Here is a 21089-nt window from a genome sequence, read left to right on the forward strand (position 1 = left end):
TATGAAAAAAATGAGCAACCCAAAGATCGGTTTTACAAGGTTGGGTACCTTGTTGGTAGTGAGTTTATTGACGGCCTTTACGTCATGCAACAAAGCAAATGATGCGCAACTTGTTAGTTCCGAATCGAGCGAAGGGGTAGTAGCTCAAAAGCCTAAGGTGCTATTTATTGTGGTTGATGGTGCTGTAGGATCTGAAGTGAGAACCATAGCACCTCCCAACCTGATGCAACTGGCCAGTCATTCTATTTATTCCTGGGAAAGCCTTACTAATTTCGAAAACAATGATGTTACCAATGCATCAACATGGACCACATTGTTAACCGGGGTTAATAACAGCAAACACAATGTAACAACCAACCTGGCTACTGCAAATCTGAATGCCTATCCTACGGTCTTTTCTAAATTGAAATCATTGCAGCCCGGGTTAAGGGTGGTAGCACTTACATCTTCAAATGACATTAAGAACAGCCTGGCTGGCGGTGCTACTGTGTCTACCGGTTATAACAACGACGATGCAGCTACAAAAAATGCTGCTGTCAACGAGTTAAAGGCGAATAACCCGGATATGCTCTTTGTTCAGCTACATTCGGTGGATGCTGCGGGGTCCGGCTCATCTTATAGCAATACCTCAGCAACATACAAAGCTGCGGTTTTGCAGGTTGATACTTATATTGGCGAATTGCTGGCTGCTGTACAGGGCAGGGCTGATTATATCAATGAAAACTGGTTAATTATTGTGACTTCTAATAAAGGAGATAATATTCCTTATGTACCTGTGGGTAAAGCCTGGTCAGCATTTGACGATAAACGGCACAATACATTCACGTTTTATTATAATCCCAGGTTTATAGCCAAATCAACCTCAAAACCCGTTGGTATTTTGCCTTATGCCGGGGTTACACCCAGCTATATTGTAAGCGGAGGCACTGCGCCGGCAAATAATGGAGGAGTGGTTCCTGCATCAAAGCTGGGTACGTTAATGGATTTTGGTTCGGGAAGCGAATTTACCATGCAGTGTAAAGTAAAAGTACCTGCGGGCAGTTATTCTTATCCGTCATTTATTGGTAAAAGAGAAAACTTCAGCGATGGAACGAGAAGACCGGGATTTCTTTTTTTCCTGGAAGGAAACTACTGGGGTGCTAACTACATGCCTGATGTTACCTCTATTGGCAGAAGGCAGGCTTTGGGCACTCAAATATCAGATGGGCAATGGCATACACTAACAGCAGTAGTTAGAATCGAAGCCGGGCAAAGAAAGCTGGTTGTTTTCACAGATGGTGTTCGGGGTAATGCTACAAATATGAATATGACAGATAGTTATATCAGTCCTACTGATTTCACTACGGGATGGAGACCTGAGTCAAATGGAGGATCAGCTTTAAATGGAATGATCATTACTGATATAAGGGTATATAAAACTGCATTGAGCGATATTTATGTGAATAACAACTATTGCTCTGTAGAAGCTTCGGCTACTGATACTGCTACAGCCAAACTGGTAGGCTTCTGGCCAAGTACAGAAATAGAAACGGACGGAACCAGTAACTGGCTAAGAGATTATAGTGGTAATAATAATAACATGAACTTAAAAGGAAGCTCGCAGATCTCTTTTACCGAAACAACAACCCGTATTTGCCCGCCTGTAAGCCCTGCGACTTACAAGACCGTTCCTAATAATGTAGATGCGTTTCCTCTTGTTTTGGGCTGGTTTAAACTTCCTATTTCCTCAGCCTGGAATTTGGATGGTAATATGTGGGTTCCTTCTTATAACGATATCGCTAATTAGTAAATTCAGTACAACTATGTTGCAATCATATTCAAAATATTTAGGAGTGTTGTTAGCCGCAGCCGTAACACTTTTCTCTTGCGGCAAACAGGATTTTAATTTTGATTCCAACCCTCCTGATGTTGGCGGCTCAAAAGATAGTGCAAAGCAGTTAATCGACACTTTGCTAAAGTTTGACGACAGCAAGATTGTGCAGGCATCTGCGTTTCCTGGTTTAATATGCGAGACGGAGCCCCGCCTGGCGTCGGTAAACCTGTCGTTGGACCTAAACTATAAAAGTGTAGGTGTAAATCTTCGAATTTCAAAACCACCGGAACCCTTATTGAGTACAGGATATTATGCGGCGCCTGGTGAATTGATTACGATAGACATACCACAAGGCATGTATCAGATGTCAGCTCAAATAGGCGGCTGGACCGATAATGTAGGCGCTTATCCTAACCCGCCCCGCGATGGTATTGTTTTCACAAGACAACAATTGTCGCCCGGACGTAATTATCTTAGGAACTTATATGGGGGAACCATTTATCTGAATGCTGCTGTTCCAATTGCTAACCCGGTTTCGGTTACATTGGGTAATGTGGTTAAATCGCCGGATTTTGTATTAGGAGAAAGTAAGGATGCTGAATGGAAAGCCAGATTACAGGCTTCCTGCGTGCCCTGGTTAGAACTCAGAAGCAGGTTCGTCTCTTTTCTGGTACCAAGGGATCGTTGCCTGAATACTTCTTATCCCAGTATGGAGGCTGCGCTGAAACAATGGGATAGTATTATTAGTAATGATTACCAGGCATGGCAAGGCTTGTCTTTAACTCCTGCAGACCCTGTCGATCAGGCACCTATTCTTCCTTATCGTATCGTTTTTGAAATAGCAATGGCTCCCGGAGTGGGCGGACATTCGGGCAACCCCGTAGTTGTGGGCAACTGGAATAACTGGTTTGATGGAGTGGTAAATGTTACCAATACCAGCTCAGATGGACTTTGGGGACTATTGCATGAAATTGGCCATAACAATCAGCAGACCGCATACTGGAGCTGGTCTACTTTAGGTGAAGTATCTAACAACTTGTTTTCATTTAAAGTGGCCGATCGCTTACGCAGGGCTGGTTATCCTAAAGCATGGCCTCCCAATCACCCGGCTCTTGGTGTAGAAGGCGGTGTGAGTATTGTTGACAGCGCTATAGCATTTGCTTCAAGTACCGGTGTTAAAAATTTCGATGGAACGGATACCCGCATTAACAGCCCCTTCGCCCGCTGCATTTTCTTTGTGCAGTTATTCGATTATATAAAGCCTAATATGCCAGGGATTAATAAAAGCAATAAGGAAGGATGGGCATTAATGGGTGAACTGTACGGCAGGGCAAGAAGAGCCGTGCGTCCTAACTCTTCTGATCTGACAATGCACGATTTTGTATACCGCGCACTTTGTGATATGACCCAATATGATTGGGCAGGGCACTTTAACCAGTGGGGGGTTAGCATAAGCGATTTGGCACAGGCAGAGATGGCATCTAAATATACCCCGATTGGATTTAAAGCGTGGACGTATAATCCTATTAAAGGCACAGGCGGTAAGGAAACATATAATCCTGATCCGTATGCCATTACCAATTGGAAAATAAACTCCTTCTCCAGCCAGGAAGCTGAAGGAGAAGAGCTTCCCAATGGATTGGCCTCTTCAATAATTGATGGGAACATTAATACGTTCTGGCATTCTAACTGGTCTGCCAATGACTATGCTGGTGTGGCGCCGCCACATTGGATTATTATTGATCTCGGGAATAGCATTCCGTTTAGCAGCTTCAGATTTACTCAAAGACAAGACAATGCTGGTGTTCGCATAAAAAATCTATACATAGATATTAGCACCAACAATAGTACCTGGACTACAATAGCGGGAAATCCTTTTGTTATGGATAATGCTGCTGCTACTCAAACAAGAACGCTTTCGGCAAGCGTAACGGCAAGGTATGTTCGTCTTCGAATGCCTGCTAAAAGCGATATGTACGGCAATGATATATACGCAGCCATCGCTGAATTTGCAATATTAAAATAGACCAGAAAATTAGAGTTATGATAAAATATTTGTATGTAGGTGTTTTTGTGCTGCTTTTATCAGCCCTGGGTTTTACATCCTGTAAAAAGTACTCAGATAATCCACCTTATTTTGAACCCTACGATTCATCGCTGGTAGCCAAAGATAGGCGCGTATTAGTGATTGCTATAGATGGCCTCCAGTCAGATGCGTTTAAGACGGCCGCTACTCCCAACTATACAGCTTTAATGGAGAACGGCAAATACGCCTGGGACGCCAAATCAGATATCATTTCCAAAGATGCTTCGGCATGGAAGACATTAATGTCTGGCGTTACTTACAGTACACATAATATTTCAGACAGCAATTTTTCTACCGCACAGGGGAGTGCCGGCGATCATGATGATAATGGCTCTACAACGCAGTCCAACTATCCCTCTTTCTATTACTTCATTTTACGTTCCAGAATCTTTAATGCATCTACTGCATTTTTATCAAGCTGGGGTAAAATGGTGAGCAGTGTAGCCAACGAGTCGAAGACAAAGGCAGTTCTGAACAATGATGCGGCAGTAAAGGATTCTGCAATAGGTATTTTAAAAAACGGGAATACTAAAGTAGTAGTAGTTAATTTTAACGGCCCAGCTAAACTTGCTGTCGATCCTTCCAGTGCAGCTAATTTTTCATCGGGCTCTGCTGAATATGTAGCTTCCCTTAAAACAGTGGATGGATATATAGGTGAGATAATGAATACGCTGAAAGCCAGGCCACTTTATAATAGCAGCGAAGATTGGTTGGTTGTTATAACCGGGACTCATGGAGGCGTTAATAAAACTTATGGCGGCTCCTCCGACGGAGAAACACTGGTGCCTACCTTATATTACAACAAGGCATTTAAAAAACAGGAATTCACGAGCGCTGGATCCTTTAGCTCAATAAAAGTTCAAAGCAATACTATAACAGCCTCATTAAATGATCCCGACGATGAATACATGCCTAAAACCGGCCAGTTTTCAGTACAATTTAAAGTTAGAGGCTCTCTGCCGTCATATGCCCACGTGTTCTCCAAATGGAACGGTGCATGGGCAAGCGGTATTGGAGGTTGGAGTATTTTTACAAGTGGTAGCAATTGGGGATTGAGTATCAAAAGTGGTACCTCCGGCGAAAGAAGAATACAGGAATCAGCACCTAATAAAAATATCAGCGACAACGATTGGCATACATTAACTTTTGTATTTTATGATAGCGCATCCAAAAGGTGGGTAAAACGATTTACAGATGGAGTGCGTATTCCAGACGGAACCAATCGGGATATAACAGGGTTTGGTGGGGGAACGATTGTGTCACAAGGCACACCATTCACCATCGCTGTACAAAAAGATAGCTACGGTGGCGCAAATTTCAATATTGCAGACATTAAAGTCTTTAAAACAGCTTTAACAGACCAGGAAATTACGTCTAGCTTATGTACGGATTATAAGGCCACACAGTTTAATAATTTAATTGGCTTTTGGCCTTGCAACGACGGGTTGGGAAATATCATGACCAATAAAATCAACACGAACAAGAATTTTACTTTAACGGGTCCTTTTAAATGGGAAATTACTTCCAACTATCCGTGCACATTTACTCCTAATCCACCTGCCGGTAAAACGACTTTGTTCTTAAGAAATGTGGATGTGTCAGCCCAGATCTTTTATTGGCTTCAATTGCCAGTTCCTTCTACCTGGTCTTTGGAAGGAAATATATGGTTAACGCCTTTTGAAAGCGAGTTTATAAAGATCTAATGTATTTTTATCTACAAGAAAGTTCGAATATTTTGTAAAGAAGAAAGAAGCCGTCTCAAAAGCGATTGAGACGGCTTTCTCATTTTGTGGGGTTGAGTTTACATTTTTTCAGATTTTACGTTGCTGATTGTATGATATAAGATTTAAAAATTAAGACAGCTTTTAAAGAACTTGTTTTGCTTTTATAATTCTTCAGAATATGCGCTATCGCTTTAAGTTCTGTTTTTATCTGTACTTTTCCTCATCCCAAGCGTAAAGCGACTGAAGCCTTGGTTATGTTTGATATTAGCAAATAAAGGTTCAACATTTATGCGACGGTTCTTTCATCTGGAAATACCTTGAATGACCTCGCAAGCGATCAACGGGATGCTGTTGTAAGGTCTATAGCCGATGATGCACTTTTATTATAATACTTTTTTGTTTATTACATGCACCATTTAAGGATAATTACTATAGTCAGCTGTACGCTACCGGGCAATCGAATTTTCCTAACCGCTTCCAGTTGGTTACCGTTGTAGATGCCAGCATTGCATATGTTGGCCCATCTGTAGCCTTTCGTAACAGTGCAACAATCTAACTGGAGTTGTATGAGCAATACCAAAATTTCTTTTATAAATAGTATTACACGGAGAATTTTTTTGAGCAATCGTTTGCACAAAATGAAAATGGGGTTGTTCTAATTTTTACATTTACAAAACTGAATTTGAAATACAGCTAATATGCTTAAACGCTTTCCCTGTGACAGACAGCTAGACCTGATGGATTGTGGGCCTGCCTGCTTAAAAATGATCGCAAAACATTATGGTAAGTATTACTCATTGCAGTACTTAAGAGATAAGTGTGGTATCACCAAAGAGGGTGTTTCTTTTTTTGATATTAGCCATGCAGCCGAAGCCATAGGTATGAGAAGCCTTTCGGTAAAAGCAACCGTTGATGACCTGCTACAGCGCTTACCGCTACCTGCCATCATTCATTGGAACAATAATCATTTTGTTGTTGTATATAAAGCCAGTCCCAAAGCAAAGCAGTTTTACGTTTCAGATCCGGCTAAGGGACTAGTGAAATACAATAAAGATGCTTTCGAAAAAAAATGGGTCAAAAAATCAGACCCGGATAAAGGTGTCGTGATGGTTTTGGAACCCCGTCCGGAATTTTACAATGGTAAAAAAAATGAGCATTCAAATAGGACGAGAACCTTTTCCAATTTCATTAATTATTTCAGGCCGTATAAAAAAAGCTTTGTAACCCTGGGTATTGTAATGCTTATTGTTACCATTCTCCAGGGATTTTTGCCGTTCATTTCAAAAGCAGTAATCGACGTTGGAATTCAGACCCGGGATATCGATTTTATTAATTTGGTATTGATAGCCAACATAACTATTTATGTCTGCATTTTATTGTCAAATATGGTGCGCGACTGGGTCTTATTGCATGTTACATCCCGGGTAAACATAGCGCTTATTTCAGATTACCTTATAAAGTTGATGGTATTGCCCATCACATTTTTTGAAAATAAGTCAACGGGAGACATACTTCAGCGCGCAAATGATCATGAGCGTATCAGGAGTTTTATTATGAATAACTCACTGAATATGATATTTTCTACATTAACTTTCTTTGTATTTGGTATCATTCTTCTTTTTTACAATAAGATCGTATTTGCGATTTTTCTCACAGGAAGTTTGTTGTATGTGCTCTGGGTTTTTGGTTTTCTTGCAATAAGAAAAAAGTTAGACTGGGAATACTTTGAATTAGTATCTAAAAATCAAAGTTACTGGGTAGAGACTATAGCGGGAATACAGGATATTAAGATCAATAATTATGAAAAGGAGAAGCGCTGGAAATGGGAGAATATACAGGCCGGACTATACAAAGTAAATGTCCGGTCATTAAGTGTTACGAATACGCAAACATCCGGCGCGCAGTTTATTGATAATATCAAGAACCTGGCGATCACTTTTTTTTGTGCAAAAGCTGTAATTCAGGGGGACATGACTTTTGGTGTAATGATCTCTACCCAGTTTATAATTGGAATGCTTAATGGTCCTGTTCAGCAGTTTATCCAGTTTATTATAGCTTTTCAATTTGCCAAGATTAGTTTTTTGCGATTAAATGAAATACACGAATTAAGAGACGAGCACCAGGACGTAGGCTCCAATCCTATAGATCTACCGCAAAACAAAAGCCTTGTATTAAATAATGTAATGTTCCAGTATACACCTAACAGCTCGCTGGTATTAAAGGGGATTCAGCTTTTCATACCCGAAAAAAAAGTAACAGCTATAGTTGGTGACAGTGGCAGCGGAAAATCTACTTTATTAAAATTACTGCTAAGGCTGTATAAGCCAAGTCATGGGGATATTATGATGGGGAGTATGAACGTCAACAATATAAGTCTCAAACAATGGAGAGATAAGTGTGGCGCTGTAATGCAGGATGGCAAAATATTTAATGATACCATCCTCAATAATATTGTTTTGGACGATGAAAAAATAGATTACGACAAGCTGAAAAAGGCATTGGATACAGCCAATATCGCTGCAGAAATAGAACGCCTGCCCTTGGGGTATCAAACGATGATGGGAGAGCAGGGGCGTGGTTTGAGCGGAGGCCAAAAGCAAAGAATACTGATAGCCAGGGCGCTGTATAAAGACCCTGATTATCTTTTCTTTGATGAGGCAACCAACGCATTAGATACGGTGAATGAGCAAAAAATTGTAACAGCTTTGGATAAGGTTTTTAAAGATAAAACAGTAATAGTTGTGGCGCATCGATTAAGTACAATACGGAAGGCAGACCAGATTATAGTGATGCAGGATGGTAGAATTGTTGAACAGGGAAACCACGAGTCATTAATGAAGGTAGGCCGAAGGTATTTTCAATTAGTTCAGTCTCAAATGGATTTAGGGAATGGCGCCGCTCCTTATCAGCAAGGTTTCGAATTGCCTGGTTCAGATAAATTAAGTGTTAATGGAAATAATACCCCTAATTCATGAGTGATACATTATTGCCTGTAGAGCAGCAGCAATCTGACGAACAAAAATTTGCGGGTGAACGTACGGAAGAAGTCCAGGATATTATTGACCGGATGCCTACGCGATTCGGCTATTTTGTTGCCGGAATAATAATATTGATGTTATTGTTAATGGTGCTATTTGGTTTTACTATAAGATATCCGGATGTAATAACCGGCTCTGTAACTATTAACACAGCCACTGCGCCGGTAAAACTGGTAGCCAACACTTCGGGTAAACTCATCCTTAATATCAGGCATTCGCTTGACACCGTACAGGAAGGTGACGTAATCGCCTATATTGAATCGCCGGTATCTATAGAATCCATTAAAAAAGTACGACAGCTGCTCGACCGGCATGATCCTAATATATTGGGTGATAGAATAAGTACAGGAGAATTTCCCAACACCATCGTGCTGGGCGCATTAACAACCAAGTATTACTATTTTCTGAACAGCGTATCTCAACTTAGAAATTTTTTGGATGGTGGGTTATATAATAAACGGGTAGAAAGCTTAAAACAGCTGGTGGCTCAGCAAAGTAAAGAGTCAGAAAATATGAAAGAAAGGGTTGCCACTACCGAAGCAAATATAGGGATCGTAAAAAAACTATATGGCAGGGATTCTCTACTATTTAAAGACAAAGTGCTTTCGGAAGCAGATCTGGAAAAATCAAACTTAAGTTACCTGGGCAGCAAGACCAATTTAAATGGCATGATTTCAGAGCAGCTCCGGGGCGAGAAAGAGCAGGTTCAGGTAAAAAGCCAGATTACAGAGGCCCAGATACAAGGGGTGGAAAAATATAAGGAGTTAAAGCTGGCAGTTTTTAATGCCTTTAATGATTTAAAAGACAATATCAAAGCCTGGGAGCAGATGTATACGATAAAAGCTCCCTTTGGCGGGCAGGTTCAGTTTTTGAAGTTCTGGCAAACAGGGCAATATGTTCAAACCGCAGAGCCTGTTTTTACAATCATCCCCAATAATGAAGAGCCGTATGGCCAGGTGGTTATACCCGCATTGGGAGCGGGAAAGGTGAAATTGAGCCAGGAGGTGATTCTGAAATTAAATAACTTCCCCTATACCGAATTTGGTGTAGTTAAGGGAAGGGTTGCTGGCATTTCTAAAACAACCAGTATTGAAAAAACGCCGCAGGGAGAGGTGGAAACCTACTTGGTTTCGGTTAAACTGGATAACGGATTTATGACCAATTATGGAAAGACGCTAAGCTTTACCTATGAGGCCAAAGGCTCAGCAGAGATTATCGCCAATGACCGAAAATTGATAGAAAGATTTTTTGATAACTTAAGATACGCCACCAATAGATAGTGCAACCGTTTGCGCAACTAAGCTGTTTGATAATAAAGTTTTTTTATATTTACTTGAAACTTGTTTAAAAATAAAGCCTATAAATTATGCGTATAAAAACACTTTCAGAAATAAACCAACAATTTGAAACGCTTACCCATGAAGATCAACAGTCTATCGTCGGCGGAGCATGGGTTAAGACAGTATATGGTTATATCGATGTTGATATATCCGGACAGTATAGTCAATTTGTGTCGGATAACGATCCTCTAACAAATGGAGGTGGCAGTATCGATTTTTATACTACAGCTTACGGTACCACTGGCAGCAGACAATATAATCCAGATACCGACGAGGGTGACATTATTTTGGTTGGAACATTATACGATGCTTATTCGGGTGGCTATGGGACTGGAGGTGCTCCTATGGCAGTTTATTATGACTCTGTATTAGGCGGGTATTACTCTTTAAACGACGGATCTACCCTTGTTGAAGATTCATATCTTACAACTACAAATTTTTGGGGTGGTTATACGGGAGATTACTTTATTAGCTATACCAGCACAACCAAAAGCTATTTTGATGACCTAACAGGAGGGTTCACATTTGGATATGTTGGCGGTGATCCAGTTGTTGAAGTATATACGGAATATACTGGATTAGCCACAATTGCAGCTCAGGAAAAAGCGGCTCGTGAAGAAGCGCTGCGGCAAGCCCAGATCGCAGAACTTGCCGCAAATACCGAACTTTTTAACAGTATAGAAAGAAATTCTGGAAATACATATTTGCAGGAATGGAATGCGTTTTATTCGGATCCTGCCAATGCAAATAAAACTTTCCATTCATCCAATACTTATTATGGAAGCCCTGTTTTTGCACCTTTAAGACAATTAGAAGATGCTATGAATGACTTTATAACAAATAAAGCCGATGTTGATAAAAGACAGTCAGCGCAGGCACTATGGGCGATGTTTAGGGCAAAATATTATTCGGGAGAGCCTGGTGAAGCTTATACTTATCTTTTTAACTAATAGCGCTGGCGGGACTTTAAGATATTTTAACTGATATGGAATATAGTATCTGGAGAGATACTATATTCCTTTTTTTTGTATTTTATCCAAAGGCTACGACATCTTTTTATATGCAATGACTAACGAAATTATAGACACATTAATTTTAGAATCAAGTTTTTTCTGGAAAAGAACAGAAACTTATGTTGGTAAAATTTTATTGATTTTTTGTATAGCAGATCAAAAACAAAATGAGTTTTATAATCATTATGCATTCGAGTTAAGCCAAAACTTACTTGAAGGATTAGCTAATAAAAAAGCGAATACTTTTGAAGACCGACTTGTAATGGGTGTTTTTCTGCAAAAGTGCATTAAGTGGCAGTTTATGGCAGCTGATTTAAAACGTGTTTTTGCACAGTTAGATGATTTATGCCATTATGCTATTCGTAATAAAGAATCTATTTCTCCGATTTTGAATTCCTGGATTATAATCTATTTAAATGAGCGCATACAACTTTGTGGCAAAAAGGAAAAGTCCATGCTTGACAGTCTGTTATCAGGGGCATTAAATCAACTTGATTTTCAAGTAGAGGATATCTCAGGAAGGAAAATTAACCCTTATCTTATGGATATGTTACAAGATGTCTTTTATCACTTCCCCCAATTTCAAAATTTGGCCGTCTATCCGGTTATACTTCCTGAAACACCTACGCAGAAAATTGATGCCGATCAAACATTTGTTCAACTAGAACAAATTATTAATAATGAGCTTGATAAGATGGTTATAGAAAACGATAAATATAAGTCTCAGCAGTTATTTTATAAGTCTCTATTGTAGTAAAAATGAATATTTTTTTTCTTGAAACTCCTACAGGTGCTGTAGCACATGGTGTAGGAACCTACGCTAATAATCTATTACCGGAAGTAACAAAGTTTAAAAACATAAACATTTATTATATAAAAGTAGATTTTTCGGATAAGGGAAGTGTAGAGGTAAGTAAAGTCGCTGATAATTGTAGTATTGTAAAAATAAGGTTTGGACATTCCAGACTAAGTAAGTCTGAAGAAGTGCTTATTACGGTTGTAATGGCTCGTGCTATTTTTTGTATTTTATCCGGTTATTTAATAGAGAGTAATGAAAATATATTTCATCTTAATTCGCTCTTGCAAAAATCAATTGCAGATGTGGCGAAAGAATATGATTACAAAATTGTATTTACCCAACATATATCTCTGTGGAGAGTTTTTTATAACAACGATAGAAAGAAATTTGACGAAGATTGGCAAAGCAATTTACCGGAGATAATTAGTTCAAGATTTATTAAGTCGATTAATCTGGAAAAAGTACTTTGTACAATTTCCGATAAAGTAATTTGTTTAAGTGAAGAGGGATATACATTTTCAAGGCTATATTATCAAATCCAGGATACTAAGATAACGCTGGTTAGGAATGGAGTTGCTTTAAATGGTTTAAAAACTGTCGATGCTATAAAAGAAGTTAGGCGATTATTCGGATATAAAGAATCTGATTTTATTTTTCTATTTGTAGGCCGGCTTATTGAGCAAAAGGGTTTGGGAATTCTAATTAATGCATTCAGAATACTAGCTGAAAAAGTACCTAATAGTAAACTACTAATCGTTGGAGGGGGGGCGGAGCTATCCAAGTTCATAAGCCTTGCTTCAGATCTTTGTGGAAGTATCAGTTTTACTGGTTATATCGATAAGCAAAAAATAAACATGTACTACGATATAGCTGATGTAGGTATTATGCCCTCCGTAACCGAACAAAGTAGCTTTGTGGTATTGGAGATGCTAAGCAAAAAGCTGCCAACAATTTTATCGGATATCGAAGCTTTTGAAGAATTTCGCGGCGGAGTGCATGTTGAAAAGGTGAAGACTAACGACAATGGCTATGTATATGTGGACCTTCTTTATAAAGCTATGAAACATTTGTACGAAGACGTTGTGTACCGGGAAAGAATAGCTCAGAACGGTTATCAGTTATTCCTGGATAAATACCAGGCAAGTACCATGGCAGAAAAAACATATAATGTGTACAGGGAAGTTCTTGCCGAATCTTCCATTCGATAGCATACAAAACGATGCTAATAATGATTAAGATGGCAATGTTTCACCTCATTTCTATTGGCTGATTGAGGTGAAGTAAGCATTCAATTTACATTTGTGTAACGGAATTAATTGGACAGCACAAAGCGTTACATATTATTGTAACGTTTTTGTTTTTTTATTACCGAATTGTTACAAATTATTGTAACGACAAAAAAAATGTTTTTCTAAAACGTTACAGTTTGTGAAGTTTTGAGGAAATTTAGTTTTATATTTAAACTATAAAACACCGGTTTATGAGTTCGTTTCGAGAAAGCATGGGTTTATCCATAACCCATTTGGCACAGTTAATAGACGTTTCCCGCAGCCTGCTAAGTTTGTATGAAAAGGGGGCGCGTAACCTGCCTGTTAAAGCATCGCTCATGGAAGCCCGGATAACGCTTTTATGGTTGGAAATATCTAAAGCACCTGTTAAAAAAACAGCATCGCTAAGCCGGCTATTGCAGAGGTATGAACAAGAAGTGGATGAAAGGCTGCATCAGGAAACCGTTCGTGCTGAGCAGGAATTGACTGGGTTAAAAAATGAAATGGAAAAAATAGCCGGCATCCTGGATAAGGAAATAATGCGCTACAATTTCCTGGATGTTTTGTCGGACCAGCCAGGGATGAAAGGATTGCTGCCCGTATTAAATAAAAGCAGGCTTACCCGTAAGTTTCGATTAAAAGCCTGTAACCCGGCCCGGGAGCGTTGGTTGAATTACCGCATTGAGCTCGCACAGGCTCAAAAGCAGCTTGCGCTGAAATGGGGAGTAAAACCGGCCGCTGCTACAAAGCAAACTAAAGGTAAGCTCCGGTCGATAGAAACTTCTTCCAAACCTGCAAGAACTGCCAAAAAAAGTAAATAACCTTATATAACAACAAAAAAGGGGGCGTTGTACAAGGTTATATTATCCAGAATAATAGTCGCTATATAATTATACAAGAGCTCACCGATACCGGTGAAAAATTATCGAAGATCTTGAGTCGGCCGCGTCCTGGCGGTTAAATATGCGATTATTCCAACGAGCAGCCGTACTTACAGCAGTCAACTAGCCTTATTGAAGCCGAACGAATTACAGTGTTAGTCGTTTCTGCAAAACAGGGGGAAAACCTAAAACGTCTATGCCTCCACCAGTTCCTCCACCATCAAATGGCTGTAAGCCTCATTTAAAAAATTGGGGATCAGGTTTTTGTTGGTCCAGTGAATTTTATCAGGGTCTTCCAGATGCTCCAGCATGCTCGTTAATTTGGCTTCTCCGTGATTCTTGATCACCATCTCGCGCTTTTCTTCATTTTGAAAATGCCGGCTCATACCCGTTGCATCCGCTTCCGGGTGAAACTGGGTGCCAAAAATATACTCACTGAAACGGATGCCCATAACAGCCCGCTCATAAGGTACATGCGGGCGCTCTTTTTCGATACAGGTAATATAGGCGCCCATATCATGCAACAGATCCAGATTGGGTTGTATCAGCTGAAAATCGCGGCTATCGACGCCAAAGAAAGGATTCTTTAAGTTCCTGAATACAGGATCTCCAATGGCTTCCGGCATTACATGCATGGGGAATACGCCAAAGGATGTTGATTTACGCTTGCAGATCAAGCCCGCATTAAAGTGGCGGCTGGCCATTTGAAACGAATGGCAAATTAAAAAAACAAACTTTTTTGCCGCGGTAGATGGATTGTCGTTCCAGCGCAAAACATCGCTGAACCAACGATTCCAGTTAATATCCCAGTCGTCGAACCGGGTACTCAGCGGATCGCCTGGTCCTCCGCTTGAAATATAGACATCATAAGAGAGGTCGGGTAACTCATTCTTTACCCTTACATCAAAAACATCGTAAATAATTGAGTGGCTTTTTTCTTCAGCCCATCTGTGCACGATCTCTTTAATACACCGCATTCCCTGGTTGGGATATCCCGCATTTAAATCCAAAACCGCTATACGAACCTGCTTTTTATCTAAATCAACCATCCGGCAAATTTACAACCTTTTATTTTTACGGGGCGAATGGAGGCCGTTAGATTTACTAACAGGTGTTTATAAAACACTCATTTATTGATCTTTTTCAATAATGCCATTAAAAGCAATGGGCGTTTTATTCATACTTAACACCTGCACATATGCGTAGCCCGAAGGTGTAATAGTAAGAAACAGGCTTCTGATATCACGGTTGTCTTTAGGCGTAATAGTGATCTGGTAATTCTTTTTCTTTATCGACTGCTGGTAGTCAAAGTCGGTAGAGGTGAACTGGATACCTCCTTTTGTAGGATCAACGGGGGCAGTAAACGACCGGCCAAAGAAAGGCAGGTAGGCGATTACTGAATCAGGGGTAATTTTTACCTCGTAGCCCGAACTAAGCTGGTAGAGATTATTGCCGTTGGGAAACATAAACCGCGGATTGAAGCGGCTGTCTTCTGTAGGAATAACGGTTCGTGCTTCAAAGGTGAACCTGCGGCTATCGATCAGCGCCGCATAATCCGCCCCGGAGCCTGTAGCCGTTTTCTGCGAGGCACAGGACGAAAAAGCAAGTACCATCAATATAAAAAGTGAGCCTGTATGTAATAAACTTTTCATCTTTCGTATTTTTAATAAAGATTAATAGATGTCGAAAATTGCATAAAATGCAACATCTTTTATTAGACGAGAATTTGATGCCAATTGTACCTTTTATGACAGATCTTTAACAAAATATGCAATGTGAAATATAGCATAAGAAAATATTTATTTTCATAACCGGTATAATGAATATTTTCTTACTGCGAAATTCCCTCCCCGTCCGGTCAGGCGGGGATGTGACCCCAATCAATAAAAAGCATACACATGAAATACTGGTTTTTAATACTGTTTATATTGAATTCTTGTTTAATAACTGCGCAAGGCAGCCGTGATTCGGTGATGGTAGTGGTCAATAATCTTTTCGATGCCATGCGTAATGCAGATGCAAAACAACTTAAAACCTGTTTTACAGATAGTGCTATACTGCAGACTATAATAATGTCGCCATCTGGTACAGTTAAAGTGCGCACAGACCAGGTAAATGACTTTGCTGCATTTTTAAGTAAAGAAGCGAAAGGAAATGCAGACGAAAGGATAAAGTTGGAATCTGTTCAAATCGACGGGGCGTTAGCCAGTGTATGGACTCCTTATTCGTTTTATTACAAAGGCAAATTCAGCCATTGTGGGGTTAATTCCTTTCAGCTGGTACGATTGGCAACGGGCTGGAAGATCCAGTATCTGATAGACACCCAAAGAAAGGAAGAGTGTGGCGATAGGTAAAGCTGTATATTTATAAGCAAATCTACTTATTATGAAACACGTCCTGCTAACCATTCTTACCTGTATCTTTTGTGTTCCATTGCTCGCGCAAAAGCTTACAACCGATACACTGCCTGGTACTTCATCCCTATATGAAACCTATGCTAGGAAATCCCAGCGAAAGTTGAAAGCTGCCCGCACCCTTAAGTATGTAGCTATCGGATCAGCAGTTACCAGTGGCGTATTTTTCCTGGTGGCTGCCAATAGAAGCAGGAACAACCCCGATAAGATATTTTCAGGACTGGAAGAAGGTATCGCAGGATTTGGTTTTGGAGTAGTGGCTGTCGGATCGGGCCTTACTTCAATATTATTAAACGCTTCTGCTAAGAAATATAAAAAAGCGGCTTTAAATTTAAACCCCGTGGTAAAATTACAGCCGGTATCTGTGCCCGGTTACACTCAACGGTTCCAGGCAGCAGGCTCCATTGTATTAACCCTTTAAGTTCACCTGCGTTCAAACACATAAGTAACTACATTCAACCCGTTTCTTACTTTAGCTTTAAATCTGTTTGAATTACCAAAACGGGGAATTTCGAAGCGGTCAAATTTCATTTTGCTGCCATCTTTTACATCTACACTTAATATGAAATCAGTTTCCGAATCTCCCTCATCGTCCGTATATACATAGGCGTCTATATACCAGGTACCGGTATAGGAGTTGTTGTTACGATCATAATACCTCGCTGTATTATCGCTGTTAAAAGTAAAGCTTCCGCCATTGAAAACAATATTGCTGCTACCCAATCCGAAGGTGTTGATCTCAACCAGCTGCCAGCTGCCTACGATACGGGTATTAAACTTTGCTAATTTGTTTTTGGTGCAACCAAACATTACCAGGGGTAGGAGTAAAAATGCTAGGGCTCTCATAAAAGGATCATTTTTAATTACTTGACGCTCGGCTTTTTAAAAAAGTTGCAGGCAAAAAAAAAGACTACCCTGAGGCAGCCTTTTTAAAAGATCTGGTATTTATCCAAACTACATATTGCTTTCTATCGTAATCATTTTTTGCTTCAGATCGTTGATCTCAACATTTTGTTTTTTGATAGAAGCTACCATAGCTGGTATTAATGCTTTTTCATCTATTACTTTGATCACTTTGGTTCGATAGGCATTTTTACCAAAGCGCTCGCTGATTCTTTTTTCTTTTACCAACGAAGGGTACAATTCCTGAAGGTCTTTAGCCAGGAATCCATATTCTTTTCCCTGTTCCAGATTTAATTCATTTATAAAATGCGCATTGGAACCCAGCTTGATCACTTTTTGAGGATCGGTTACCTGGGCGAAAGCCGCAGAAGCTGAGAATAGAATGGCCGCAAATGCAATAATTACTTTTTTCATGACTATAGGTTTTATTGTAGTTAATATATATGAGTACAAGGCCCTTATAAGTGACTGTACATGTTTTAATAAATCAGGTAAGTGGCAACATGAAATGCTGCGAAGAAATATCATTATATCGGTAATGACATGTAAAGGAGAGCTTATGCCATTTTAGGTGGCGGAACTACGATTCCGAGTTCAATGGCAGGTATATAGGGAGCTTTATAGACAATTTTATCGAACAGCGTACTCACTACGGGTAAAGGAAGGGAGGGAGAAACGGCAAGCAATTTCTGCTCCTGCTCGAACCCTCTTTCTTCAGCGCTTTTTTCGCTGCTCCTGGATTCGCAATTATCGCAGATTTCTTTCTGTTCAGCATGAATGAGACGAACATCTGCAATCACCTCCTTCGATACAAATACCGATAAAAGGAAACAGGCAATGATATATAGATATCGCAACTTCATGTGTTGTGCAAAATTACAAAATAGCCACCGTTTTTTTGAAACTTGCAGATTAGAATTTTATTAGAATAACAATACAATAACAAAAACAGTGCTATTTAATCTTTTGAAATAAAGCAGGTTGCATTGTCATATAAAATTATTACTAATTTAATTAAATATTTAATTTGATTGAATTTTGCATTTGGCGGACAAATCGATTTTTTGATCAATAAAGCGGTTTGAATTTCTTAAAAATGGTTTACAAAAATAAAATTCGAACAAAATATTATGTATAACTTTCTGAGCAATCTGAGTCTGTTAACCATAAAAAAGCCGCCTCCAATCGGGACGGCCTTTATATGAATTCGGCTCTTATTTATTAATACCTGTATAATTCAGGCTTAAAGGGTCCTTCAACAGGAATACCCAAATAAGCAGATTGCTTCTCTGTTAAAGTATCAAGTACCACTCCAATTTTAGCCAGGTGTAAGCGGGCAACTTTCTCATCCAGGTGCTTAGGCAGTACGTATACATTGTTCTCATACTTATCGTGGTTAGTCCACAATTCAATTTGAGCCAAAGTCTGGTTAGTGAAAGAGTTACTCATTACAAAGCTGGGGTGACCTGTAGCGCAACCCAGGTTTACCAGGCGGCCTTCAGCCAGCAAAATGATGTCTTTGCCGTCCACATTATAAATATCAACCTGTGGTTTGATCGTGTCTTTGGTATTACCATAGTTATCATTTAACCAGGCAACATCAATTTCAATATCAAAGTGACCAATATTACAAACGATAGCTTTATCTTTCATTGCTTTAAAATGCTCGCCGGTGATCAGGTCACGGCAGCCTGAAGCAGTTACAATGATATCAGCTTCTTTTACAGCATCAATCATTTTCTTTACTTCAAAGCCATCCATGGCAGCCTGCAAAGCACAAATAGGATCAATTTCAGTTACAATAACACGGCAGCCGGCGCCTGCTAATGAAGCAGCAGAACCTTTACCTACATCGCCGTAACCACCTACAACCGCAATTTTACCAGCCAGCATTACGTCAGTAGCGCGACGGATAGAATCAACCAGAGACTCTTTACAGCCGTATTTGTTGTCGAACTTGGATTTGGTAACAGAATCGTTAACGTTGATAGAAGGAACCGGTAAAGTGCCTTTTGCAACGCGCTCGTATAAACGGTGAACACCTGTAGTAGTTTCTTCACTGATACCTTTTACGTGCTGTACCAGTTCAGGGTAAGTGTCCAGAACCATATTGGTCAGATCACCACCATCATCTAAAATCATGTTCAAAGGACGGTCGGCACTACCAAAGAACAATGTTTGCTCAATACACCAGTCAGCTTCCGCCTGGGTTTGACCTTTCCAGGCAAATACACCAATACCTGCAGCAGCAATAGCAGCAGCAGCATGATCTTGTGTAGAGAAGATATTGCAGGAACTCCATTTTACTTCAGCACCTAATGCTATCAGCGTTTCAATCAAAACGGCAGTTTGAATAGTCATGTGCAGACAGCCTGCGATACGCGCGCCTTTTAAAGGCTGAGCCGCTGCGTATTCGCTGCGGATGCTCATCAGGCCGGGCATTTCAGCTTCAGCAAGGCGAATTTCTTTACGGCCCCATTCAGCCAGCGAAATGTCAGCAACCTTGTATTTCAGGTCGAAGTCAATCTGAGTTTTTGTAACTGTAGACATATATATTGTTTATAATTTGAGATGATAAAGTTCATAGTTCGTCTATAATGCCCTATGAACAGGAAATGCAAAGGTAGTTTACAGGATAAAACAATAGGTTAAAATTAATATTTAAGGATAAAATGATTTATAAACTATCTTTGATAGCATAAAATGCTGTTTTATGGCGGTAAATAAATATGCAAAAGAAAAACCAACTGGTTTGCCGGTGACACTGGATGCAAAGGACCTGGAGATACTTAGAATGTTGCAGCAAAACGGGCGGGTAACGGTAAAAGAAATTGCTGACGCCGTGCATTTAAGCACCACGCCGGTACACGAAAGGGTAAAACGGCTGGAGCACTCGGGCATCATCTCACACTACACCACCATCCTGGATGCTGCAAAGCTGGGAAAGAAGCTAATGGTGATTTGTCATGTATCGTTAAGGGAACATAACAAGATCGCGGGCTCTAAATTTATCAAATCGATTTTGGCCATGCATGAGGTGTTGGAGTGCTACAGTATCTCGGGCGAATTTGATTTTCTATTGAAAGTACTGACAGAAGATATGGAAACCTATTACGACTTTCATGTAAACAAGCTCAGCCAGGTAGAGAATGTGGGACATGTACAAAGTACGTTTGTAATGGGGGTAGTGAAGCAGACAAATCAGCTATTGTAAGGAAACGCGTCTTTTAACGCGTTCCTGCAGTACCGCGATTGTTGCGTATTTGCATCTTGCACCGTCCTATCCAGAAACGATATTTATGAAAACCATTGTCTTTTGCTGCTTATCCCTGGTAATCTGGAGTTGTAGCCCCCGGTTGGATGAAAGGGAAACCCTGGATTGCTCTAACGTTCTATGCATATCTGGCGACGGCTATTTTGCTGTGCGATTGATAGATAAAGTGACCGGCGCAGATTTGATACTTAATAAAAGTATAGATACCATGAATATGCTTGTTGCCAATGCCAGTAAGGAACGATTGTTTGTAGCAAACCGTATGGGAATTGATAGTCTGAAAACGGCAATAATGTTTGACGATCATTCGAAGGAGGGGAGCAACAGTATATCAATAAAGCTGAAGGAAAAAACGATCAATTTTAGCTATCAGTATAGTGGGCAGAAAAATGGATGCTGTATGATAGGTCATGTACAGAACGTCTTAGTCAAAGATTTTGATTTTGCCGTTTACGGTATAGGAAATTATCCTGATAACTATAAAACGGTTGTTATTAAACTCTGAAACGAAAAGTTATCTGCTACCGCTGTGTTTA

The 21089-nt window shown here is 39.9% G+C and carries 19 protein-coding genes; 13 read left to right on the plus strand and 6 right to left on the minus strand.

What is annotated here, in order from left to right:
* The first annotated feature begins 1 nt into the window (after position 1).
* From ACLOAU_RS13535 to ACLOAU_RS13575, 9 genes are all read left to right on the plus strand, one after another.
* A complete protein-coding gene (locus ACLOAU_RS13535; RefSeq protein WP_427862400.1) occupies positions 2-1786 on the plus strand; it encodes a hypothetical protein in 1785 nt (594 codons plus the stop codon).
* A gap of 16 nt (positions 1787-1802) precedes the next feature.
* Positions 1803-3839, plus strand: a complete 2037-nt coding sequence (locus tag ACLOAU_RS13540) for a M60 family metallopeptidase (protein ID WP_427862401.1) — start codon at positions 1803-1805, stop codon at positions 3837-3839.
* Between the two features lie 17 nt (positions 3840-3856).
* A complete protein-coding gene (locus ACLOAU_RS13545) occupies positions 3857-5602 on the plus strand; it encodes an alkaline phosphatase family protein (protein ID WP_427862402.1) in 1746 nt (581 codons plus the stop codon).
* A 719-nt stretch (positions 5603-6321) separates the two neighbouring features.
* On the plus strand, positions 6322-8598 hold the full coding sequence (locus ACLOAU_RS13550; RefSeq protein ID WP_427862403.1) for a peptidase domain-containing ABC transporter: 2277 nt from the start codon (positions 6322-6324) through the stop codon (positions 8596-8598).
* On the plus strand, positions 8595-9941 hold the full coding sequence (locus ACLOAU_RS13555; RefSeq protein WP_427862404.1) for an HlyD family secretion protein: 1347 nt from the start codon (positions 8595-8597) through the stop codon (positions 9939-9941). The genes ACLOAU_RS13550 and ACLOAU_RS13555 overlap by 4 nt, the downstream gene beginning before the upstream one ends.
* Positions 9942-10027: 86 nt before the next feature.
* A complete protein-coding gene (locus ACLOAU_RS13560; RefSeq protein WP_427862405.1) occupies positions 10028-10951 on the plus strand; it encodes a hypothetical protein in 924 nt (307 codons plus the stop codon).
* Positions 10952-11066: 115 nt separating this feature from the next.
* Entirely contained in the window at positions 11067-11768 is a 702-nt protein-coding gene (locus ACLOAU_RS13565; RefSeq protein ID WP_427862406.1) for a hypothetical protein, read from the plus strand.
* Between the two features lie 5 nt (positions 11769-11773).
* Positions 11774-13021: a glycosyltransferase family 4 protein gene (locus tag ACLOAU_RS13570; protein WP_427862407.1), complete on the plus strand. Its 1248-nt coding sequence runs from the start codon at positions 11774-11776 to the stop codon at positions 13019-13021.
* A gap of 272 nt (positions 13022-13293) precedes the next feature.
* Complete coding sequence (locus tag ACLOAU_RS13575) at positions 13294-13902, plus strand: hypothetical protein (RefSeq protein WP_427862408.1); 609 nt, start codon at positions 13294-13296, stop codon at positions 13900-13902.
* 254 nt (positions 13903-14156) lie between these two features.
* On the opposite strand, the gene ACLOAU_RS13580 is transcribed toward ACLOAU_RS13575, so the two are convergent.
* The gene (locus ACLOAU_RS13580; RefSeq protein ID WP_427862409.1) at positions 14157-15011 is read right to left on the minus strand and encodes a type 1 glutamine amidotransferase; all 855 of its coding nucleotides are present in this window, start codon (positions 15009-15011) and stop codon (positions 14157-14159) included.
* 81 nt (positions 15012-15092) lie between these two features.
* Positions 15093-15614 carry a DUF4251 domain-containing protein gene (locus ACLOAU_RS13585; RefSeq protein WP_427862410.1) on the minus strand — a complete coding sequence of 174 codons (522 nt, stop codon included), beginning with the start codon at positions 15612-15614 and terminating at the stop codon, positions 15093-15095.
* A 246-nt stretch (positions 15615-15860) separates the two neighbouring features.
* Here ACLOAU_RS13585 and ACLOAU_RS13590 point away from each other — a divergent pair, with 246 nt between their 5' ends.
* Together ACLOAU_RS13590 and ACLOAU_RS13595 are read left to right on the plus strand one after the other, a co-directional pair.
* A complete protein-coding gene (locus ACLOAU_RS13590; protein WP_427862411.1) occupies positions 15861-16316 on the plus strand; it encodes a nuclear transport factor 2 family protein in 456 nt (151 codons plus the stop codon).
* A 31-nt stretch (positions 16317-16347) separates the two neighbouring features.
* Positions 16348-16797 carry a hypothetical protein gene (locus ACLOAU_RS13595; RefSeq protein ID WP_427862412.1) on the plus strand — a complete coding sequence of 150 codons (450 nt, stop codon included), beginning with the start codon at positions 16348-16350 and terminating at the stop codon, positions 16795-16797.
* 2 nt (positions 16798-16799) lie between these two features.
* On the opposite strand, the gene ACLOAU_RS13600 is transcribed toward ACLOAU_RS13595, so the two are convergent.
* From ACLOAU_RS13600 to ahcY, 4 genes are all read right to left on the minus strand, one after another.
* Positions 16800-17222, minus strand: coding sequence for a lipocalin family protein (locus ACLOAU_RS13600; protein ID WP_427862413.1), 423 nt, complete (start codon positions 17220-17222; stop codon positions 16800-16802).
* A gap of 108 nt (positions 17223-17330) precedes the next feature.
* Positions 17331-17693 (minus strand): hypothetical protein, encoded by a 363-nt coding sequence (locus tag ACLOAU_RS13605; RefSeq protein WP_427862414.1) that lies wholly within the window; start codon positions 17691-17693, stop codon positions 17331-17333.
* Positions 17694-17836: 143 nt separating this feature from the next.
* Positions 17837-18142 carry a hypothetical protein gene (locus ACLOAU_RS13610; protein ID WP_427862415.1) on the minus strand — a complete coding sequence of 102 codons (306 nt, stop codon included), beginning with the start codon at positions 18140-18142 and terminating at the stop codon, positions 17837-17839.
* Positions 18143-18500: 358 nt separating this feature from the next.
* On the minus strand, positions 18501-19829 hold the full coding sequence (gene ahcY, locus ACLOAU_RS13615) for an adenosylhomocysteinase (RefSeq protein ID WP_427862416.1): 1329 nt from the start codon (positions 19827-19829) through the stop codon (positions 18501-18503).
* A 163-nt stretch (positions 19830-19992) separates the two neighbouring features.
* On the opposite strand from ahcY, the gene ACLOAU_RS13620 reads away from it, so the two are divergent.
* Together ACLOAU_RS13620 and ACLOAU_RS13625 are read left to right on the plus strand one after the other, a co-directional pair.
* Entirely contained in the window at positions 19993-20493 is a 501-nt protein-coding gene (locus tag ACLOAU_RS13620) for an Lrp/AsnC family transcriptional regulator (protein WP_427862417.1), read from the plus strand.
* Positions 20494-20578: 85 nt separating this feature from the next.
* Positions 20579-21058, plus strand: coding sequence for a hypothetical protein (locus ACLOAU_RS13625; protein ID WP_427862418.1), 480 nt, complete (start codon positions 20579-20581; stop codon positions 21056-21058).
* The last annotated feature ends 31 nt before the right edge of the window (positions 21059-21089 follow it).

The organism is Paraniabella aurantiaca, assembly GCF_050309965.1.
GTDB lineage: Bacteria > Bacteroidota > Bacteroidia > Chitinophagales > Chitinophagaceae > Niabella.